Genomic DNA, 19,409 nt, shown 5'->3' on the forward strand with positions numbered 1-19,409 from the left:
TATTGACATGAGTAGATTTTTGTATTCGTTTCCTATCCGTTTATGGCTTGGGGTAGGTATCAGCGCTTTCTTGCCATATATTATTTTGCTGCCCTGGTTAGGAAAATATCAGGGGCATGCCTATGTTATCAGTATGTTAGCGGTGGCAATTGCTCATTTCGTTAGCGCTAAATCTCTGTTTTCGATTACCAACTATCCCGGTAGGAAGTCAGTATTTTCAGTGCTGCCTAATTCAGTCTTGTGGTTCTTGTCTGCTTGGGCAGTGTTGAAGATATTGGGGCTGCCTTATTCTTTATGGTTTTTGCTGCTTGGCTTTATTACTTCTTATGCAGTATGCTTGTGGGGATTTAGACTGAGGACTCGCAAGCAGCCAGTTTTGGCTTATTTACCATTTTCAAAAGCAGCCAATGCTAATTTATTACCTGACGTTCACTGGATTGAATTGGCGAATCCAATTGACATACCGCCATCTCAGATACAGGGTTACGTGGCAGACCTGCATGATCCAAATTTGCATGCCGATTGGCAAAAATTTCTAGCGGAACAAGTATTAAAAGGCATACCTGTTTATCATATTCGAGCGATAGAAGAGAGCCTGACTGGGCGGTTGAAAATTCACCATATGTATGAAAACAGCTTAGGATCATTGTTGCCGTCAAAAAATTATATGCTGATTAAATATTTATTGGATTTTATCTGTATTTTGGTCAGCCTGCCGATTACTCTGCCTTTGATGTTGATGACAGCAATAGCCATTAAATTGGAAAGTTCTGGGCCTGTATTATTTGTGCAAAATCGTGTCGGTTTGGGTGGTAAAGAATTTAAAATCTATAAGTTCAGAAGCATGTGTATAGATTCTGAAAAAGATGGAGCTAAGTTAGCGGCATTCGGCGATATGCGTGTAACGAAAGTAGGAAGATTTATCCGAAAAGTACGCATTGATGAATTACCTCAATTTTTTAATATTATCAAAGGTGACATGAGCTTAATCGGCCCCAGGCCAGAGCAAAAAGCTTTTGTAGATGAATTTGAAGAAAAAATACCTTTTTATAATTATCGCCATGTGGTTAAACCGGGTATTTCCGGTTGGGCTCAGGTAATGCATGGTTATGCTGCTAACGTAGATGAAACACAAGTTAAAGTAGAGCACGACTTTTACTACATCAAACATTTTTCTTTTTCATTAGATGTGCTGATTTTTTTTAAAACCATTAAAACCATGCTCACTGGTTTCGGCGCGCGCTAAATGTTTTCAGGTAGCCTTTGTATTGGATGGCTACCTGAAAACATCATTACAAATAAGGAACAATCATGGCAGTTTTGGTAACCGGCGGTGCCGGATTTATTGGCTCTCATACGGTGCTCCAATTGTTAGAAGCCGGTTATGAAACAGTGGTGTTAGATAACCTCTGCAATGCTTCCGAGAAGTCTTTGCAGCGCATTGCTGAGATTAGCGGCCAAGAGCCGGTTTTTTATCGCGGCGATATTCTAGACCGTGAATTGTTGCGGCAAATTTTTGACCGCCATCCGATAGAAACCGTGATGCACTTTGCCGGCTTAAAAGCGGTGGGCGAGAGCGTGCGCGAACCGATGAAATATTACGACAACAATGTTTCAGGTAGCCTGATTCTGGCAGAGGAAATGGCTAAAGCCGGCGTGTTTAATATTGTGTTCAGTTCGTCGGCCACTGTTTACGGCGATCCCGCCAGCGTGCCGATTACCGAGTCGTTTCCCACCGGCGGCACAACGAATCCTTACGGTACTTCCAAACATATGGTGGAGCGTATCTTGCAGGACATTCAGGCTGCTGATCCGCGCTGGAGTGTGATCCTGCTGCGTTATTTTAATCCCATCGGGGCGCATGAAAGTGGTCGAATTGGCGAACAACCCAACGGCATTCCGAATAATCTGCTGCCTTATGTCTGCCAAGTGGCGGCCGGCAAGCTGGAGCGGTTGTCGGTTTTCGGCAGCGATTATCCGACGGCAGACGGCACCGGTGTGCGCGACTATATTCATGTGGTGGATTTGGCCGACGGACATTTGAAAGCCATGCAGGCTAAGGCGGGCTTGGGTGGCACGCATATTTATAACCTCGGCACCGGCAACGGTTATTCGGTGTTGGAGATTGTGAAAGCTTTTGAGGCGGCATCCGGCCAAACCGTGCCTTATGCCTTGTGCCCGCGCCGGCCGGGCGATATTGCCGAATGTTATGCCGACCCTTCCCGTGCGCAAGCAGAGATCGGCTGGCAGGCCACACGCGGGCTGAAAGAGATGATGCAAGACGCTTGGCGTTGGCAAAAAAACAATCCGCATGGTTTTGACGATTGATTGTTATGTAAAACCGCTTGCCGAATAAATAAAGACACTTTACTCTATTGGTACCGTTTGCGAAAACGGTGCCTTTTTTATTGATGATATTCAAAGGAGTATGGCCATGAAAAAACTGCTGTTCATGTTGTTTACTTTGTTGAATGTTTCGCTGTTGTGGGCGCAAGTCAATATCAATACGGCCACGGCCCAAGAGCTGCAAACCTTAAACGGCATCGGCCCGGCCAAGGCGAATGCGATCATCGAATACCGCAATGCCAACGGTCCGTTTAAATCGGTGGAAGAGCTGAAAAACGTCCGCGGCATCGGCAGCGGTGTCACATTCCAACGCATTTCCGAGCAGGTGACCGTGAGCGGTTCGGCTGCGCAACGGCCTGCGGCCCAACCGGCAACCCGCCCCAATAACCGTCCGGCGGCACAACAGCCTGCAGCGGCCAAACCGGCAACCGCTAAACCTTAAGGGTTGTTGTTTGGCAGGATGGTTGAATTTGGACTTCAGGTAGCCTGTGGCTACCTGAAGTTTTTAATGAATCGGGGTTGGATGGGGTTGCTACCAAGCTGATTTTGAGATGTGGGAGGTTGGATAACAATGTGTGTTTGCTTGACTGTCCCGGAACGGATGGTTTTGCAAGGGTCTTGGTCTCTGCTTATTGCTTGAACAGCATGAAACCTTTGCCAATCCCCCATCTGTGGCGCATTTCTGCGTTGTGTGCTGTTCGCTCGCTTAGCCGTGTAGATGATATGTTTGTCCCACAGGGATTCCTAGCGTTCACGCTCGCTGCGCTGCTACGCCTTGAACTTGCATCCACATCTGGAGGTTTTGCAAAGGTCTCGGCATGAAATCAGGCTACCTGAAACAGTTTTCAGGTAGCCTGAATCTTTTTCCGGCGGTTCAATAATGCGGCGGCAGTTCGGCGTCAGGGTCGAACGGGCTGTCGCCGTGTTGCCTGCTGCCTTCGTTCAGCCGGCTATACAGCCAGCGCAGCTGTGCCTGTTGCAGATCCAATGTTTGCTGCATTTTGGCTACCGTGCCATTCAGGCTGTCCAATAATTCGTTTTGCAGGGCCAGCTGGATTTCCAGCTCGGTGAGCCGTTCTTCCGGATGATTCATTACAGCACCATGGCGGCGATCCAGCCGGCAGCCAGCAGAGGCAGGTTGTAGTGCAGGAAAGTGGGGATCACGCTGTCGTAAATGTGGTCGTGCTGGCCGTCCACATTCAGGCCGGAAGTCGGGCCGAGGGTGGAGTCTGAAGCGGGTGAGCCGGCATCGCCCAAGGCGCCGGCGGTGCCGATGATGGCAACGGTGGCCAGCGGCGAAAAGCCCATGCTGATGCACAACGGCACATAGATGGCGGTGATAATCGGCAGGGTGGAGAACGAGCTGCCGATGCCCATGGTAACCAGCAGACCAACCAGCAGCATGGCCAGCACGGCCACGCCTTTGTTGCCGGCAAACAGGGAGGCGCTGCTGTCCACCAGCGATTGGATCTGGCCGGTGGACTTCATCACTTCGGCAAAGCCTTGTGCGGCAATCATGATGAAGCCGATCATCGCCATCATTTTGATGCCGCTGTCAAACACACTGTCCACTTCCTGACGGCGCACCACGCCCAGCGCCATGAATACGGCGAAGCCGAGCATGGCGCCCAGCAGCAGGGCGTCGTCGTAAACCAGCTGCACCACGAAGGCAACCAAAATCGCCAAGGCGGCCACCAGGCTGCGGTAGGGGGAGATTTTCGGTTGGTTTTCAGCCCGCTGTTCGGCGCGGAAATCCGCTTCGGTGTTGCGGTAAACACGCGGCTTGCGGTAGCTGATGAATACGGCCACCAGCAAACCTGCTACCATGCCCAAAGCGGGGATGGCCATGGCCTGCATCACAGACAGGTTTTTCACGTTCATGCCGGCCTTGTCGATATTGGCCAGCAGAATTTCGTTGAGGAAAATGGCGCCGAAGCCGACGGGCAAGAACATATAAGTCGTCACCAGGCCGAAAGTCATCACACAGGCCAGCAGGCGGCGGTCGATCTGCATGCGGTTAAATACCAGCAGCAGCGGCGGCACCATCATCGGAATAAAGGCGATGTGGATGGGAATCACGTTTTGGCTCATCACGCCCATCACCAGCAAAGCGCCGATCAGCGCCCATTTCACCCAGTTGACGGCGGACGGAATGGTGTCGCGCCGGCCGTTGCCTTCCATACGCCGCACCACAGCGCCGGCCAGTTGCTGCGGCAGGCCGGAATGGGTGATGGCCATGGCAAAGGCCCCCAACATGGCATAAGAAAGAGCGATTTTGGCACCGCCAGACAAACCGGCTTGGAAATGGGTGATGACGCCCTGCGTCAGCACTTCGCCGGATACGGCGTCTTTGATGTCGGCCAAAGGCAGGCCGGCCACCAAGCCGCCCACAAACGCGCCAATGACCAGGCTCAACACCACATGCACCCTGGCCACCGATAACAACAGCATGACCAATACGGCCAAAACCACAGCATTCATGTTTCGATTACACCTGAATAAAAACAAAAGCGCGAGTATAACAATGCGGCAAAGGGTAAGCAATCGTTAAGAATCAGAAAGTCATGTTAAGTGAATTGTTTAAGCATACTTCGGGCTACCTGAAAGTGTTTTCAGGTAGCCCGAAATCTGCCGAAGATGCGTTTTAGGGTGTTGTTGGACGCCATGTTCAGAAAGGCGTTTTAGATCTTATCCTCCGCCCACAAGGTTTCCGTTACTTCGCCCCTCGGAATCTTCCCCCATCTGCGGTGTCTTTCTGCATTGTGCGTTGTTTATGCCCCGGGAGTACTGTCCGCTTAGCCGTGTAGTTGAACTGTCTGTTCCGCAGGAATTTTTGGCGTTCACACTTTTTGCGCTGCGATACCTTGAACGGCATCGACATCAAAACGGCTGTAGTGGCCGGTTTGCTATGCACGCTGCTCTCGCCGTGCCCGCTTTTGCGGACGCTAGAAGACTCGCGGCGTTGCCCAAACAGTTTTGTTCTTTTCGCGCCAGACTGTGCTCTGTTTGGCGGCACCGGCGGCAGAGCCGGCGTGGTAAAGGTGGTTGGGAGGCGAGGAGCAGGGCAGTTCAATTAGCAAGAAGGGGGGTCGATATTGCATTGGCTGTCAAACCACGCTAACAAGCTTCCCAATAATCAATATGCAGTTGCAATTCGGTTTGGTTGCGCCATTCGTTGGCCACCGGTCGGTAAACGGTGCCGATTTTGGGCGGCAGCGCCTCGGGACAGCGGAAAAACATGGCTTCTACGGTGCGGCCGTGCCGGCTGAGGCCGGCTTTGCGGTGGCCGACGCCGACTTCGCGCTGCCAGAGTACGTCGAATTCATCGTAAAAACTCGGTGCCTGGAAGCCTTGTCCCCAAACCGGTTCGGCCAGGCTTTCGGCCGTTTGCACCGACAGTGCGGCGGAAGGCAGGCTGCCGTCGGTGAGGAAGGTGCGGGTTAGGTCGTATTCGTCGAGCAGTTCCTGTAATACCTGCTCGAAGGCTTCTTCGAAGCGGCCGAAATCGGCGGCGCGAATGCTTAAGCCGGCAGCCATGGCGTGGCCGCCGAACTTCAACAGTAAATCGGGGTGGCGTTTGCTGAGCAGGTCTAAGGCATCGCGCAGATGGAGCTTGGGAATGGAACGGCCCGAGCCGCGGATTTCGTCGTTGTCGGCCGGGGCGAACACGATGGCAGGGCGGTGGAAGCGGTCTTTCAGGCGGCCAGCGACGATGCCGACCACGCCTTGGTGCCAGTCTTCGCGGAAAGCGGTGATGCCGAAGCGGCCGTTGACGGCAATCTGTTCGGCCAAATTTTGCGCTTCGGCCAGCATGGATTGCTCGATTTCGCGCCGTTCGCGGTTGAGTCCGTTCAACTCTTCGGCCAGCAGGGCAGCGTGTGCATCGTCTTCGGCCAGCAGGCAGGCAATGCCGACGCTCATGTCGTCCAAGCGGCCGGCGGCATTGATGCGCGGGCCGATGGCAAAGCCGAGATCGAAGGGTTTGGCTTTGGCGATGTCGCGTTTGGCTACCTGAAACAGGGCGCGGATGCCGGGACGGGTTTTGCCGGCACGCATGCGTTTGAGTCCTTGTTCCACCAGAATGCGGTTGTTGTGGTCGAGCGTGACCACGTCGGCCACGGTGCCGACGGCCACTAAGTCGAGCAACTCGGCCAGCTGAATTTCAGGTAGCCCTTGTTCGGCAAACCAGTCGCGCGCGCGCAACTCTGCCCGCAAAGCGCTCAAAACGTAGAACATCACGCCCACCCCGGCCAGGCTTTTGCTGGGAAAGCGGCAGCCGGGCTGGTTGGGATTGACGATGATGCAGGCGGGCAGTTCGCTGCCGGGCAGGTGGTGGTCGGTAATCAGCACGTCCATGCCCAGCGCTTGGGCACGTTGTACGCCGGCGATGCTGGCGATACCGTTGTCCACCGTCAACAGCAGTTTGGTTTGCTGTTGTGCGGCCAGCTCGGCCAGTTCGGGCGTGAGGCCGTAGCCGTGCTCGAAACGGTTGGGTACGAGAAAGTTTACCTGTCCGCCCATGCGGCTGAGTCCGAGCATAGCGAGGGCGCAGGCGGTGGCGCCGTCGGCATCGTAGTCGGCCAAAACGAGGATGTTTTCTTGGCGGGCCAGTGCGTCGGCCAAACGGCAGGCAGCCGCCTCGATGTTTTTCAAATCCCGATAGGGCAGCAGACGGTTGAGTCGGTTTTCCAACTCTTCGGGGCGGGAAACCTGGCGGGCGGCAAACAGCCGTGCCAGCAGCGGTGGTGTACCGGCGGCGAGCAGGGTTTGTTCGGCTTGGGGGTCGGGTTGCCGGGTGTGGATGGCGGCGTTCATAAATATGGGAATCCTTTGACGGCCGGCATTATAAAGGCAAAGGGCGGCAGGTGCGCGATTGTCGAATAAGGAGGCGGGCAGAAAATACCGAGGAGTTGGCGGCAGAAAAGATAAAACTTCTTAACATAATTCGATTTGTAAACAATAGACTGCTGGATTTCTGTTTGCTGCGGTTGAGAAAAGGCTTGCACAGGAGGTGTAGTTTTGTTTTAATACGCGCTTCGCAGCGATGCGGAAACAGTTTTCAAGGGTGATTAGCTCAGTTGGTAGAGCGTCTGCCTTACAAGCAGAATGTCGGCGGTTCGACTCCGTCATCACCCACCAAGTTTCCAGTGCGCGGTGGTAGCTCAGTTGGTTAGAGTACCGGCCTGTCACGCCGGTGGTCGCGGGTTCGAGCCCCGTCCACCGCGCCAAAATAAAATAAAAAACCTCTGCATGAATGTGCAGAGGTTTTTTGCTGTTTGGTTGAGTTTGACTGATGGACTGCGCTGTTTTATTGAGGGTGGAAGCCACACACGTCATTCTAAAGATGTATTCCCCGTTGATGGGAAAAAATCAGGCTACCTGAAAGCGGATAAGGTTTCAGGTAGCCTGTGTGATTGGCGCCGTGTTTATTAAAACAGATTGTCCACCGGATTTTCCGGGTTGCCTTGCTGGCGGCGCGGGGCAGGGCGCTGCTGTTGGCGGGTCGGCGGAGTGTTGACCGGTTTGATTTCGGTTTCAGCGGACTGAGTGTTGACCGGCTGGAGCGGCACTTCGGCCGCGGGAGTGGCCGTTACCGGCGTTTCCGCCGGTGCGGTTTCCGCCCGTTCATTGCGAGTGGGTGTCGTATCCGCTTCGGTGCTTTCCACTGCCGCTTCGCTGGCGGCGGGCGGCAGGTTGCCGGTAACCGGCACATATACCTGGCTGGCGGAAACCGCGCCGTTGGGCTGCCAGATTTCTACGCTGCCGTTATTCGGGTCGGAGGCGGCTCCGCCGGCGGGTGTGCCGGGGTGGCTCAATGCCTGCCAGGCCAGAAATACCAGTACCGCCACCACGATGGCGGTCAGCAGCAGCAGGCCGAACATGACCTTGCCGAACAGGCCGCGTTTTTTGGCGGGCTTGGGCGGAGTGTTGTCGGTCATGAGATGTCCTTATCGGTTGGGAACAAAGGTTTCGTAGAGCGTCACCACTTGGCGCACGCCTGCGGTGGTGCTGACGGTCTGGCTGACCAGCTGCTGCTCGGCCGGCGTCAGGATGCCCATGACATAAGTAATGCCGTTGTAAGTGACCACTTTGACTTGGTTGGAGGGAATGCCGGCGGTGCCCAACAGGGTGGTGCGGACTTTGGAGGTGATCCAGGAATCGTTGCTGACGTCGCCGAAGCTGCGGTGGGCTTGGGCTACCTGAATATGGTTGTAAACCTGCGCCGCATTTTGTTCGGCGCGGGCCACGCGCTCGACAAAAGCTTTATCGGCCTCGTTGGACACCAAGCCCATCAGCAGGACGTGGCGGTTGAAGCTGACTACCGACAGGCGGGGTTCGAAGCCGGGCACACTGTTATTGGCGCGCAGGTGTTTGAGAGCGCTTTCCTGCACACGCAGTTCCATCACTTGGTCGTCGGCTTGGGCGCCGGTGCTGCGTCGTTCGGTGGCGGACATCACGCCCAGCGCCCCGCCGCCGAGCAGGGCGGCGGCGCAGCCGGACAGGGTGGTGGCGAGAGCGGTGGACAGCAGTAAGGCGCGGGCATAAGGTTTCATACGGTTTTCCTTGTCGGAGAAGCGGTTTACAGGCCTTCCAAGATGGCGTTGTCGATGTGGTCGCACAGGGCGTGGATGATGAGAATGTGGATTTCCTGAATGCGGGCGGTGCGTTGGTGCGGCACGTTGAGCAGGATGTCGTCTTCACCGAGTAGGCCGGCGATTTTTCCGCCGTCGCGGCCGGTTAGGGCCACTACGCGCATGTCTTGCTCATGGGCGGCTTCGATGGCGGCGACGATGTTGGCGGAATTGCCGGAGGTGGAAATGGCGAGCAGTACGTCGCCGGGGCGGCCTAGGGCAGACACTTGTTTGGAAAAGATGCGCTTGAAATCGTAGTCGTTGCCGATGGCGGTCAGCGCGGAGGTGTCGGTGGTGATGGCGATGGCGGCTAGGCCCATGCGCTCGCGTTCGAAACGGCCGGTCATCTCGGCGGCAAAGTGTTGGGCGTCGGCGGCGGAACCGCCGTTGCCGCAGGCCAGAATTTTGCCGTCTTCCATTAGGGATTGCAGCATTAGGCCGGCCGCGGCGGCCACCGGTTCGGCCAGCAATTCGGCGGCTTGCTGCTTGGCGGCAATGCTCTCCTGAAAGTGTTGCAACACACGTTCGGCGGCTGGATTCATAAAAGGCTACCTGAAAAGAATGGAAGGAAAACGGCAAGTGGAAAAACGGGGGCTATTGTAGCGGGATATGCGGCATTGAACAATCGGCGGGCTTTTCAGGTAGCCTGAGACCTTTGCAAAACCCCCAGATGTGGATGCAGTTCCAGGCGTAGCAGCACAGCGAGCGCAGACATATCATTTAGATAGGCAAGCGAGCGAGCAGCGCACAACGCAGAAATGCGCCGCAGATGGGGGTTTTGCAAAGGTCTCAGCCTGAGTTTGAGCGGTAAGGTTGGCCGGTGTGGCAAAGGTTTTATTTTGCCTGCTGCCAGTATTTTGTCCGATGAAGCGGGTAAGCGGGGTGACGGCGGGTTTAAACGGCGTTGTTGCGGCCGTTGAGGGTGTCGCGCGGGCTTTCGCCGAAGTGGCGGCGGTAGGCTTTGGAGAAGTGGGATTGGTCGGTGAAGCCGAGGCTGTAAGCCAATTGGGCGAGCGTGCCGTTGAAATGCGGTTGCAGCAGGCGGTGGCGTGCGGTTTCCAGACGGCGGCTGCGCAGCCAGTCGGAGAAGGTGGTGCCGGTGTCTTTGAATAAGAGGTGCAGGTAGCGCACGGAAATCTGGCAGGCGGCGGCGGTTTGCTCGGGCGAGAGGTCGCTGCGGTCCAAACGCGCGTTGGCGTATTGCTCGATGCGCAAAAGGTGAGCGGCGCGCACAGCGGAGTCGGCGGAAGCCAGCACGCGGGCGTCTTTTTCCACTGCGCGGGCGAACAGTTCGAGCAATTGTTTTTCCACCATATCGGCATCGGCGCCGTTGAGGTCGGAGAGCATGGCCACGGCGTTGAGGGCGTAGCGTCGGAACAGCAGGCCGATGCCGCTGTGGCCGTCGAAATCGAGCGCGCAATAGCGCTCGGGCTGGCGGATGTATTCTTTCAGCAGGGATTTGGGCACTTTGAAAACGTGCACATCCATACTTTGGCGGGCGATGAAATCGTAGGGTTCGTGGGAGAGCTCGAGCAGAAAATTGCCGCTCCCGCACACGGTGTCGCGGCCGAGCTGGCGGAAGGTAACCGGATTGTGGGTGTTGAGGGTGATGAGAAATTCTTCTTCGGTGGCGCGGTCGAGATGGGCGCGGGTGCGGGTGTAAACCGCGGGGTCGGCTTTGATGCGGGCCACGTCGAGGCGGCCGATGCGTTTGCTTTCCAGTGAGCCGCTGAAGTGTGGCCGGCTGCTGCTGATGTCGAGGTCGAACAGGGTGCGGCACACGGTTTCCTGCCAGGCGCGACAGCTGTTGCGGCCGGGGGGCAGGTTGAGGGTGGAGAAATGCTGGTGGTGGGTGCTCATCGGTTTTGCCTCTGACGCTATTGTTTTTGTGTCGGCAAATATAACATTTAATTTTGAACAGGTAAAAACCGTTTTAAAAAATGATGTTTACTGGACTTTTTTAGTTAAAAATTCAAAAAAATTTGGTTTTGGCCGATAGCAATGTCTGCCGGGATGGTATACGGCGTTCAGCCTGAGACCTTTGCAAAACCCCCATCTGCGGCGCATTTCTGCGTTGTGCGCTGCTCGCTCACTTGCCTATCGTGTGATATGTCTGCGCTCGCTGCGCTGCTACGCCTTGAACTGCATCCACATCTGGGGGTTTTGCAAAGGTCTCAGCCTTTCAGGTAGCCCGAAGGCTACCTGAAAGGCTGTTGCTGGCTTGGCGCGGAATTATTCTTCCGGTGTCAGCAAATAGGTGCCGGATTCGTGCAGATAGGCCTGCCAGCCGGGTTTGATGACGATGGTGGTGGTGGGCTCTTCAATCAGGGCCGGGCCGTGTACGGTGTGGCCGGCGCCAATGCGGGTGCCGTCGTACACCGGGCTGTTGATCCAGTGGTGGCTGCCGTCGAAGATCATGTTGCGGTGCTCGGTAAGCGCGTCTTCCACGCCGGTGGTGGCGCTGGGAATATGCGGAATTTGCGGTTTCTCCACGCAGCCGCGCACGGTGACTTCCACGTTCACCAGCTCCACGGGGCTGTCGGCTTCGGAGTAGGTGAACAGCGCCTCGTGGCGGCGGTGGAAGGCATCGAGAATCTCCAGAGCCAAGTCGGCGTCGATGTTGCCGTTGGGCACCTGCACCGTGCATTCGTGGATTTGGCCCAGATAGCGCATTTCCATGCTGCGCTCGATGACGATGTCGGCATCGCTAAAGCCGTCTTCTTTCAGGCGTTTGATGCCTTCGGCTTCCATGCGCGCTAAGGTGGCGTTGAGCGAGTCGAAGTCGGCGTCGGGCGCCACCAGCATGGCTTCGGTGGCCAGATAGGTGTATTTCACATCGGAAATAATCTGGCCGAAGGCGCACAGACAGGAGGCGAATTTGGGCACCAGCACCTGTTTGATGCCCATTTCTTCGGCCAGCGGGATGATGTGCATGCCGGCGGCGCCGCCGGCGCAAATGAGGGCGAAGTCGCGCGGGTCGTAGCCTTGCTCGATGGTGATGCGGCGGATGCCGTTGGCCATGTTTTGGTTGACGATGGCGCTGATGCCGTAGGCGGCGTGGGCGGTGTCGATGTTGAGCGGGTCGGCGATGTGTTCTTTAATCGCACGGTGGGCTTTGTCGGCATCGAGGGTCACGCTTTTGCCGAGCACGGCATTGGGTTTCAGGTAGCCCAGGGCGAGGTTGGCATCGGTGACGGTGGGGCGGGTGCCGCCTTTGCCGTAGCAGGCGGGGCCGGGGGTGGCGCCGGCGCTCTGCGGGCCGACTTCAAGCATGCCGAAGGTGTTGACGTGGGCAATCGAGCCGCCGCCCGCGCCCAGGGTTTCCACATGGATCATAGGCACGCCGATGCGGTTGCGCAAGAAGTCGATGTCGCGGTTGAGGCTGGTTTGGCCGCCTTTGGCCAGGGTGATGTCAAACGAGGTGCCGCCCATGTCCACGGTAATCACATTGTCGATGCCGAAGGGGGCGGCGATGAACAGGCCGGCTTGCGGGGCGGAGGCGGGGCCGGAGTTGATGGCGTTCACCGCGCGTTCGCGCATGATGTCGCCCACGGCCAGGCCGCCGTTGGACTGGAAGTAGCGCACCGGTTGCGCTGCGCCCAGGTCTTTGAAGTATTGGTCGATTTTGCGCACATAGGCGGCCATCACCGGGCTGAGGTAGGCGTTGACCAGGGTGGTGGAGGTGCGGGTGTATTCGCGGATTTGCGGATACACTTCGCTGCCGCAGCAGACGAACACATCGGGCAGGTGCTGTTGAATCAGGGCTTTGGCGCGTTGTTCGTGGGCGGGGTTTTTGATTGACCATACAAAGGAAATGGCCACGGCTTCCACGCCTTCGCGTTTGAAGGCTTCGATGGCTTTGAGGATGTCGTCTTCGTTTAAGGGTTCGCGCTCGCTGCCGTCGGCGAGGATGCGGCCGCGCACCGGGAAGCGCAGTTCGCGCGGCGCCAGTTGCGGCGCGGGCGGATAGCTGGCGTCGTAGCGGTAGCCTTCTTCTTTGTGGCCGAGGCGGATTTCGATGCTGTCTTCATGGCCGGCGGTGGCGAGCAGGCCCACTTTCACGCCTTTGAGCTGAATCAGGGCGTTGAGGGCCACGGTGGTGCCGTTGATGCAGAAGTCGCAGTTTTGGATGATGTCTTCCACCGGGCGGTTGAATTTTTCCGCCATCTGCGCCAGGCCGGCGGCAATCGCCAAGGTGCCGTCTTCGGGGGTGGAGGGGGCTTTGAACAGATGGATGCTGCCGTCGCGCTCGGCCAGCACGAAATCGGTGAAGGTGCCGCCGGCGTCCACGCCCAGTCGGAATTCGTTTTTCATGGTGTTTCCTTTGTATGATTGGTTTTCAATTTTTGGGGGCTTTCAGGTAGCCTGTGGTGAAGATGGGCTACCTGAAAGCCGGTGTGTTGCTTAGGCGGGCAGGGATGCCCGCCCTACGGAGTGGCGTCAGGCGGCGCGACGGGCGGCGGTGGCGGCTTCGTCCACGCTGAAGTCGGCATTCAGCACCACGCCGTATTCGGTCTCGGCTGCTTCGGCGGACACGATGCCGCGTTTTACATCCAGCGCCACATCGGCGGCCGGGCGATCATGCGGGTGGCCGTAGCCGCCGCCGCCGGGGTTGTAGTTGCGCGCGCGCTGGCCGGGCTCGATGGTGGTGAGCGTGTTTTGGATGTGTACGGCGGTGCTGCCGTCGGGCAGGTCGATTTCGAGGCGGCCGAGTTTGCGCTCGGGCAGCCCGTCTTGCGCTCCTGCCGCGCCCATGGTGGGAATCTGGCGGCCTTCGCCGAAGGCGATCACGGTCATGGTGTGGTTGAGCGGCTCCACTTCCCACACCGTGCCGCAGCCGCCGCGGTAGCGGCCGGCGCCGCCGGAGTCGGGGGTCAGGCCGTATTTGTGGATCAGAATCGGGTATTGGTATTCCAGCAATTCGATGTCGCCGGAACTCAAGGCACCGAAGCAGCACAGCGGGCCGCAGGCATGCCAGCCGTCCATCACTTGGGTGGCGCCGGCGCCGGAAATGATGGAGGCCAACACCATGGTAACGTATTGCTCGCCGGTGTCCGGGTTGATGCCGGCGATGTTGATGCCGGAAGCGTGGCCCCAGGAGGCGCTGATGCGGTCGGGGGCGGCGGCCTCAAAGGCTTTGCGCACGGCGTCGGTGAGGGTTTCCATCGGCGTGGTGGTGCAGTTGACGTGCGGGGCCGGCTCTTTGGCGTTGCACAGCGTGCCTTTGGGGCCCATGTCTACGGTGACGCAGCGGTAGAGGCCTTCGTTGTAGGGCGGCGGCACTTGGGCGAACATCATCAGGCCCAGCAGCACGCCCGACATGGAGTTGCCTTCGTAGGAGTTGATGAAATAAGGCACTTGCGGCGGGCTGGAAATGGCAATGTGCACATTGTCGTCTTTGATGGTGATGTCGGCAGTGATGGTGAGGTCGCCCATGCCGTGGCCGGAATCTTCCAGCACCGCTTCGCCGCGGTAGCTGCCGTCGGGAATGGAGGCAATCAGCGAGCGCATGTGGCGGTCGGCCATGTTTTTCAGTTCGGCAATCGCCGCCTGCACGGTTTCCACGCCGTATTTGTCGAGCAGGCGGATCATATTGCGCTCGCCCACGCGGCAGGCGCCGTATTGGGCGTTCAAATCGCCTTCCTGGTTGTGGCGGGCGCGCATATTGCTGTGCAGGAGGTTAATCACGTCGTCGCGGCGTTTGCCTTTGTCCCACAGTTTCACCGGCGGAATGCGCAGGCCTTCGGCGTAGATTTCTTTGGCGTCGGGGTTGTAGCCGGCGGGCACCGGGCCGCCGATGTCGGTGACGTGGCCTTTGCACACCGCCCAAAACACCAGCTTGCCTTCGTAGAACACCGGTTTGTACATGCAGCAGTCGAGAATGTGGCTGCCTTTCATCACCGGGTCGTTGTGGTAAATCACGTCGCCTTCGTGGATGTCGTCGCCGAAATATTCGGCCACCGCTTTCATGGCCGGCATCAGCGAGCCTAGGTGAATGGGGATGTCCTGCCCTTGCAGAATCATTTCCGGCAGATGGTCGAACAGGGCGTTGCTGTAGTCGTGCGCCAGATTGAACACGCTGGAGCGGGCGGTGCGCTCCAGGGTGAGCGTCATTTCGCGCTGGGCGGTTTCCAGCGCGCCGCGCACCACGGATAGGGTGATGGGATCGATGTGGCTCATGGTTTACTCCTCGTTATTGAATGATGAAACGGAATCCATCGGTGGGGCTGTGGGCTACCTGAAACCCTCAGGCGGCTTTCAGGTAGCCTGAAGCAGGGCTTAATCGGCAATCACGTTTTGTTTGTGTTTGGGCATCAGCAGCGCATAGAGGATGGCGGCGGTGAAGAAGGTGACGGTGGCATACCAGTTGGTCCACACGCCGCCGATGTTCATCAGAATCACGCCGACGATGGTGGCGCCGAACCAGGCCACCAGACCGCTGCGCTCGAAGGCAGGCAGTTTTGCGCTGCGGATTTGCGGCACTTCGCCAAAAATTTGAATGCGGCGCGGGTGCAGGATGTGGGTCAGCGCAATCGCCACCCAGGCCACCACGAAAATGCCTTGATAGGCCAGGGCCTGCAACAGATAGGCAAACACGTCCACCAGCATCAGCAAAAACACCACCACGCCCACCACAATCGCCCACACCATCTTGCTCCAGTTCAGGCGCAGCGTGTCTTTGAAGAAGGCCTGCATATTGGTGGTGGCCACAAAATAGTTGGCGGTGTTGATGCGGGTTTGGGTAATCCACACAAAGATCAGGCCGAAGATGCCCATCAGCTCGATGAGGCTGAAGGCAATGGTGATTTCCGACAATTCTTCGCCGTGCGGAATAATGCTCACCAAATAGATGCCGGCCAGGCCGCTGAGCACGAAGGCCACCAGGTAAAACGGCGCGCCGAAGTTGATGAGCGTGTGGTATTGGACGTCTTCTTTTTTGCCGAAGCGCGCATAATCGAAGGCAAACATGGTGATCACCCACACGCCCATGTAATACACGCACACATTCCACCAGCCCCAGGGCGAGGCGTCGGCCGGGCCCATCGACAGCCAGTCGTTGCTGTAGCCGTATTTGGCCGTGGCCAGCGCCACCGCGCCCAAGAGGCCGAGCACGTAAAACGGCAGCAGCACGCCGTTAAATTTGTCGAGCCAGTTTTGCACGCTGCCGAATACCAAGGGCACGCTGTAGAGCACCACAATCAGCGCGGCGACGGTGTAGGAAATGCCCGGATACATATGGTTGAGCGCCACCGCAATCACCGCGCCCTCAAACACGGCATAGTAAATGGCGGTGGCAAAGAAAATCAGCGTCGCCAGCGCCGCGCCTTTGGCGCCGAACAACACCCGCGAAAACAGCCCCACCGACAAGCCGGTGTGGATGGCGTAGCGGGTGAGCACTGCGGTGATGACGCTGTAACACACCACGGTCACCAACAGGCCGATGATGGCGTTCATGGTGCCGTAGGCGCGCGCCATGGCAATGCCGACCACAATGAAAAACACCGCGCTGCACACCGCCCACCAAGCCATGGTGAGCGAGCCTTTGGAAGCGCGGTCGTGTTCGCTGACGATTTCGGTGGAAACATCCGAAACGGCATCGTCGGCCGCTTGGGGCTTGGGGTTTTGCATCACACCGGCCATGAGGTTTCTCCTTTATAGTGGTTTGGATTGTCTGCCGTTTGCCGAAGCGGCTCGGGCGGCGGGCGGATTCCGATGTAGAAAACGGAAGGTTTGTGATATGGCGGGGAAGGCTCCGCTAGGGACGCAGATTAAAGCGAAGGCTCGAGACTGACTTGTACCAGAGTGCAGGAAAATTGTGCCCAGCGTGCAACTTGTGCTGCACTGCGGAAAAGAAAAAGCGAAAAGGGGAAGGGTCTCAGCCCGAAACAGGCTTCTGCTAAGGCGCAGAAACGCAAAACAGGCTACCTGAAAACGGGCAACGCAGTTTCTGCGCAGCCAAATGTTTTCAGGTAGCCTGTTGGCAGTCGGAGGGAATCAGAGGCCCAATTCGCTCCACATGGCGTCTACCGCCGCTACGGTAGCCGGGTCGCGCTGGATCACGCGGCCCCATTCGCGTTGGGTTTCGCCCGGCCATTTGTTGGTGGCGTCCAAGCCCATTTTGCCGCCGAGGCCGGAAACCGGGCTGGCGAAATCGAGGTAATCGATGGGCGTGTTTTCCACCAGCACCGTATCGCGCACGGGGTCCATGCGGGTGGTGATGGCCCAAATCACTTCTTTCCAGTCGCGACAATCCACATCGTCGTCCACCACCACGATGAATTTGGTGTACATAAACTGGCGCAGAAAGCTCCAGCAGCCCATCATCACCCGCTTGGCGTGGCCGGCGTATTGTTTTTTGATGCTGACCACCGCCATGCGGTAAGAGCAGCCTTCGGGCGGCAGGTAGAAATCGACGATTTCGGGAAACTGCTTTTGCAGCAGCGGCACGAACACCTCGTTCAAGGCTACGCCCAGCACGGCCGGCTCGTCGGGCGGTTTGCCGGTATAAGTGCTGTGGTACACGGCATTTTCGCGCATGGTGATGCGTTCCACCGTCAACACGGGGAACCAATCCTGCTCGTTGTAATAGCCGGTGTGGTCGCCATACGGGCCTTCCAGCGCGGTTTCGTCGGGGTGGATCACGCCTTCGAGCACGATTTCGGCACGCGCGGGCACCTGCAAATCGCTGCCGATGCATTTCACCAATTCGGTGCGCGAGCCGCGCAGCAATCCGGCAAACTGGTATTCGCTCAAGGTATCCGGCACCGGCGTCACCGCGCCCAAAATGGTGGCCGGGTCGCAGCCCAACACCACCGCCACCGGATAGGGCACGCCGGGGTGGGCTTTTTTATGCGCCTGAAAATCCAGTGCGCCGCCGCGATGCGCCAGCCAGCGCATGATCAGCTTGTTTTTGCCGATTAACTGTTGGCGGTAAATGCCCAGATTCTGGCGTTTTTTATGCGGGCCGCGGGTCACGGTCAGCCCCCAGGTGACCAAGGGCGCCACGTCTTCCGGCCAACAATGCTGAATCGGCAGGGTGTTTAAATCGACGTCGTCGCCTTCGATCACGATTTCCTGGCACGGCGCTTTTTTCACCACATGCGGCGCCATGCTCCAAATGTCTTTCAAGAGCGGGAATTTGGCAAAGGCGTCTTTTATGCCCTTGGGCGGCTCCGGCTCTTTCAGATAAGCCAGCGTTTTGCCAATTTCGCGCAATTGCGAAACATCCGCCGCACCCATGCCCATTGCTACCCGTTCGGGCGTGCCGAACAGATTGGCCAGCACGGGAAAACCATAGCGCGAACCGTCTGGGCGCACCGGCTGATCAAACAGCAAGGCCGGGCCTTCGGCGCGCAATACGCGGTCGGCGATTTCGGTCATTTGCAGATGCGGCGACACCGGTCGGGCAATGCGCTTGAGCCGGCCTTCGCGCTCAAGCATGGCGATAAAGTCTCTGAGGTCTTGGTATTTCATGATGTTTTGGTGAATGGGGCTACCTGAAAAGCCGGCAGGAGGCGCTTGGGATGCCGCCTGCCGGAAACGGGAAACCGTTGTCGGTTTCCCGTCGGTATGGCGTTGGCCGTGCGGGCAGGGTGCCGGACCTTGCCCGTTAAACGGCGGCTAGGGTTGGCATTGCTGCCAGTGGGATTGCGCCGCTTGCAGTTGGCGGTCGAAATCTTCGCGCCAAATAGTGGAGAGATTGAATTCGATGTCGGGGCCTTTCGCCGGGTCGGCGACAAAGGGGGTCAAGGCGCGGCGGCAGGCAGCTTGGTCACCGGCATTTTTGTGCGCTGCCGCCAAATTGTTGCGGGCGCTCATCCGGTCGATGAACCACATAAAGTCTTCGCAGCGGTTCAGGCTGTGTTGCTGAATCCGAGCCGCTTCGGCAAAGCGGCCGGCACGGTAGGCTACCTGAAAGCGCTGTTCGCTGTTTTTGATGCCTTGATCGGTGCAGGCGGCGGGCAGGCGGCTGTATTCACCGGTAAAAATAACGTTATGGCCGCAATAATTGTGGCGGCAGGCGGTGGCGGCGGCTTCGGTAGGGCTGTCTACCGTCACGCGGTCGTGCTCAAAACGGAAGCGGACTTCGCAGCCCTCGCCGTCTTTGAAAACCGCCCGGTTGCCTTGCCGCTGGAAGCGGCCGTCAATTTGACAGAGGTTGCTGTTGGCGCCAACGGTGTTGATGTCGAAACGGTTGCCTCTAATTTCCAAGTGCTGCTGCTGATACGGGTCTTTGACTTGGTATGTTTGCGCGGGGCCGGCCAGTGCGGGGGCGGCGGCCAAAGCAACGGCCAAGCCATATACGGTTTTCAGCATGGTGCTCATTTTCTTCTCCTTGTTCTTAATCCTTAAAATCCGGTTTGTCGGGTGAAGGCTGATTTTGATGTATTTTCAAGCGTGTGTGAAGCGGATTAAGCGGATGAGCAGCGG

Annotated in this window: 16 protein-coding genes, 2 tRNA genes and 2 pseudogenes; 7 read left to right on the forward strand and 13 right to left on the reverse strand. The window is 57.6% G+C overall.

The features are described 5' to 3' along the window. The first annotated feature begins 7 nt into the window (after positions 1-7). From H3L94_RS02250 to H3L94_RS12270, 4 genes and pseudogenes are all read left to right on the forward strand, one after another. Positions 8-1,246: an exopolysaccharide biosynthesis polyprenyl glycosylphosphotransferase gene (locus H3L94_RS02250; protein ID WP_182122488.1), complete on the forward strand. Its 1,239-nt coding sequence runs from the start codon at positions 8-10 to the stop codon at positions 1,244-1,246. A gap of 65 nt (positions 1,247-1,311) precedes the next feature. Then, on the forward strand, positions 1,312-2,328 hold the full coding sequence (gene galE, locus H3L94_RS02255; protein ID WP_182122489.1) for a UDP-glucose 4-epimerase GalE: 1,017 nt from the start codon (positions 1,312-1,314) through the stop codon (positions 2,326-2,328). Between the two features lie 106 nt (positions 2,329-2,434). Then, positions 2,435-2,788, forward strand: coding sequence for a ComEA family DNA-binding protein (locus tag H3L94_RS02260; protein WP_182122490.1), 354 nt, complete (start codon positions 2,435-2,437; stop codon positions 2,786-2,788). Between the two features lie 203 nt (positions 2,789-2,991). Next, positions 2,992-3,199: pseudogene (locus H3L94_RS12270) on the forward strand (ATP-dependent exonuclease). A 21-nt stretch (positions 3,200-3,220) separates the two neighbouring features. On the opposite strand, the gene H3L94_RS02265 reads toward H3L94_RS12270, so the two are convergent. From H3L94_RS02265 to recJ, 3 genes are all read right to left on the reverse strand, one after another. Beyond that, positions 3,221-3,439 carry a SlyX family protein gene (locus tag H3L94_RS02265; protein WP_182122491.1) on the reverse strand — a complete coding sequence of 73 codons (219 nt, stop codon included), beginning with the start codon at positions 3,437-3,439 and terminating at the stop codon, positions 3,221-3,223. Next, entirely contained in the window at positions 3,439-4,827 is a 1,389-nt protein-coding gene (locus H3L94_RS02270; RefSeq protein WP_182122492.1) for a Na+/H+ antiporter family protein, read from the reverse strand. Before H3L94_RS02270 ends, H3L94_RS02265 begins: the two co-directional genes overlap by 1 nt. 636 nt (positions 4,828-5,463) lie before the next feature. After that, on the reverse strand, positions 5,464-7,161 hold the full coding sequence (gene recJ, locus H3L94_RS02275; RefSeq protein WP_182122493.1) for a single-stranded-DNA-specific exonuclease RecJ: 1,698 nt from the start codon (positions 7,159-7,161) through the stop codon (positions 5,464-5,466). 248 nt (positions 7,162-7,409) lie between these two features. Between recJ and H3L94_RS02280 the strand changes: the two genes are divergently transcribed. Then, positions 7,410-7,485 (forward strand) — tRNA-Val (locus H3L94_RS02280). A 12-nt stretch (positions 7,486-7,497) separates the two neighbouring features. Continuing rightward, a tRNA-Asp gene (locus H3L94_RS02285) sits at positions 7,498-7,574 on the forward strand. A gap of 201 nt (positions 7,575-7,775) precedes the next feature. On the opposite strand, the gene H3L94_RS02290 is transcribed toward H3L94_RS02285, so the two are convergent. From H3L94_RS02290 to H3L94_RS02305, 5 genes are all read right to left on the reverse strand, one after another. Continuing rightward, the gene (locus tag H3L94_RS02290; protein ID WP_182122494.1) at positions 7,776-8,285 is read right to left on the reverse strand and encodes a hypothetical protein; all 510 of its coding nucleotides are present in this window, start codon (positions 8,283-8,285) and stop codon (positions 7,776-7,778) included. 9 nt (positions 8,286-8,294) lie between these two features. Next, on the reverse strand, positions 8,295-8,900 hold the full coding sequence (locus H3L94_RS02295) for a BON domain-containing protein (RefSeq protein ID WP_182122495.1): 606 nt from the start codon (positions 8,898-8,900) through the stop codon (positions 8,295-8,297). A 26-nt stretch (positions 8,901-8,926) separates the two neighbouring features. Continuing rightward, positions 8,927-9,520, reverse strand: a complete 594-nt coding sequence (locus H3L94_RS02300; protein ID WP_182122496.1) for a phosphoheptose isomerase — start codon at positions 9,518-9,520, stop codon at positions 8,927-8,929. Positions 9,521-9,615: 95 nt separating this feature from the next. Then, complete coding sequence (locus tag H3L94_RS12275; protein WP_244958807.1) at positions 9,616-9,807, reverse strand: lipoprotein signal peptidase; 192 nt, start codon at positions 9,805-9,807, stop codon at positions 9,616-9,618. A 65-nt stretch (positions 9,808-9,872) separates the two neighbouring features. Next, positions 9,873-10,838: an AraC family transcriptional regulator gene (locus H3L94_RS02305; RefSeq protein ID WP_182122497.1), complete on the reverse strand. Its 966-nt coding sequence runs from the start codon at positions 10,836-10,838 to the stop codon at positions 9,873-9,875. Positions 10,839-10,983: 145 nt separating this feature from the next. Here H3L94_RS02305 and H3L94_RS12280 point away from each other — a divergent pair. Next, positions 10,984-11,168 (forward strand): annotated as a pseudogene (locus tag H3L94_RS12280) (lipoprotein signal peptidase). 42 nt (positions 11,169-11,210) lie between these two features. On the opposite strand, the gene capA reads toward H3L94_RS12280, so the two are convergent. The 5 genes from capA to H3L94_RS02330 form a co-directional block, all read right to left on the reverse strand. Then, the gene (capA, locus tag H3L94_RS02310; RefSeq protein ID WP_182122498.1) at positions 11,211-13,292 is read right to left on the reverse strand and encodes a caprolactamase subunit alpha; all 2,082 of its coding nucleotides are present in this window, start codon (positions 13,290-13,292) and stop codon (positions 11,211-11,213) included. Positions 13,293-13,418: 126 nt separating this feature from the next. Continuing rightward, positions 13,419-15,158, reverse strand: coding sequence for a caprolactamase subunit beta (gene capB / locus H3L94_RS02315; protein WP_182122499.1), 1,740 nt, complete (start codon positions 15,156-15,158; stop codon positions 13,419-13,421). A 99-nt stretch (positions 15,159-15,257) separates the two neighbouring features. Beyond that, the gene (locus tag H3L94_RS02320) at positions 15,258-16,619 is read right to left on the reverse strand and encodes a purine-cytosine permease family protein (protein ID WP_182122500.1); all 1,362 of its coding nucleotides are present in this window, start codon (positions 16,617-16,619) and stop codon (positions 15,258-15,260) included. Positions 16,620-16,973: 354 nt separating this feature from the next. Then, the gene (gene ubiD, locus H3L94_RS02325) at positions 16,974-18,452 is read right to left on the reverse strand and encodes a 4-hydroxy-3-polyprenylbenzoate decarboxylase (protein WP_182122501.1); all 1,479 of its coding nucleotides are present in this window, start codon (positions 18,450-18,452) and stop codon (positions 16,974-16,976) included. A 147-nt stretch (positions 18,453-18,599) separates the two neighbouring features. Continuing rightward, positions 18,600-19,304, reverse strand: a complete 705-nt coding sequence (locus H3L94_RS02330) for a hypothetical protein (RefSeq protein ID WP_182122502.1) — start codon at positions 19,302-19,304, stop codon at positions 18,600-18,602. Positions 19,305-19,409 lie beyond the last annotated feature (105 nt).

The sequence above is a fragment of the Neisseria shayeganii genome (assembly GCF_014054965.1).
Lineage (GTDB): Bacteria > Pseudomonadota > Gammaproteobacteria > Burkholderiales > Neisseriaceae > Eikenella > Eikenella shayeganii.

Bases quoted from the DNA above. Each gene is read 5' to 3' on its own strand.
- H3L94_RS02250 (WP_182122488.1), top strand. From the start codon at position 8: ATGAGTAGATTTTTGTATTCGTTTCCTATCCGTTTATGGCTTGGGGTA.
- galE (WP_182122489.1), top strand. From the start codon at position 1,312: ATGGCAGTTTTGGTAACCGGCGGTGCCGGATTTATTGGCTCTCATACG.
- H3L94_RS02260 (WP_182122490.1), top strand. From the start codon at position 2,435: ATGAAAAAACTGCTGTTCATGTTGTTTACTTTGTTGAATGTTTCGCTG.
- H3L94_RS02265 (WP_182122491.1), bottom strand. From the start codon at position 3,439: ATGAATCATCCGGAAGAACGGCTCACCGAGCTGGAAATCCAGCTGGCC.
- H3L94_RS02270 (WP_182122492.1), bottom strand. From the start codon at position 4,827: ATGAATGCTGTGGTTTTGGCCGTATTGGTCATGCTGTTGTTATCGGTG.
- recJ (WP_182122493.1), bottom strand. From the start codon at position 7,161: ATGAACGCCGCCATCCACACCCGGCAACCCGACCCCCAAGCCGAACAA.
- H3L94_RS02290 (WP_182122494.1), bottom strand. From the start codon at position 8,285: ATGACCGACAACACTCCGCCCAAGCCCGCCAAAAAACGCGGCCTGTTC.
- H3L94_RS02295 (WP_182122495.1), bottom strand. From the start codon at position 8,900: ATGAAACCTTATGCCCGCGCCTTACTGCTGTCCACCGCTCTCGCCACC.
- H3L94_RS02300 (WP_182122496.1), bottom strand. From the start codon at position 9,520: ATGAATCCAGCCGCCGAACGTGTGTTGCAACACTTTCAGGAGAGCATT.
- H3L94_RS02305 (WP_182122497.1), bottom strand. From the start codon at position 10,838: ATGAGCACCCACCACCAGCATTTCTCCACCCTCAACCTGCCCCCCGGC.
- capA (WP_182122498.1), bottom strand. From the start codon at position 13,292: ATGAAAAACGAATTCCGACTGGGCGTGGACGCCGGCGGCACCTTCACC.
- capB (WP_182122499.1), bottom strand. From the start codon at position 15,158: ATGAGCCACATCGATCCCATCACCCTATCCGTGGTGCGCGGCGCGCTG.
- H3L94_RS02320 (WP_182122500.1), bottom strand. From the start codon at position 16,619: ATGGCCGGTGTGATGCAAAACCCCAAGCCCCAAGCGGCCGACGATGCC.
- ubiD (WP_182122501.1), bottom strand. From the start codon at position 18,452: ATGAAATACCAAGACCTCAGAGACTTTATCGCCATGCTTGAGCGCGAA.
- H3L94_RS02330 (WP_182122502.1), bottom strand. From the start codon at position 19,304: ATGAGCACCATGCTGAAAACCGTATATGGCTTGGCCGTTGCTTTGGCC.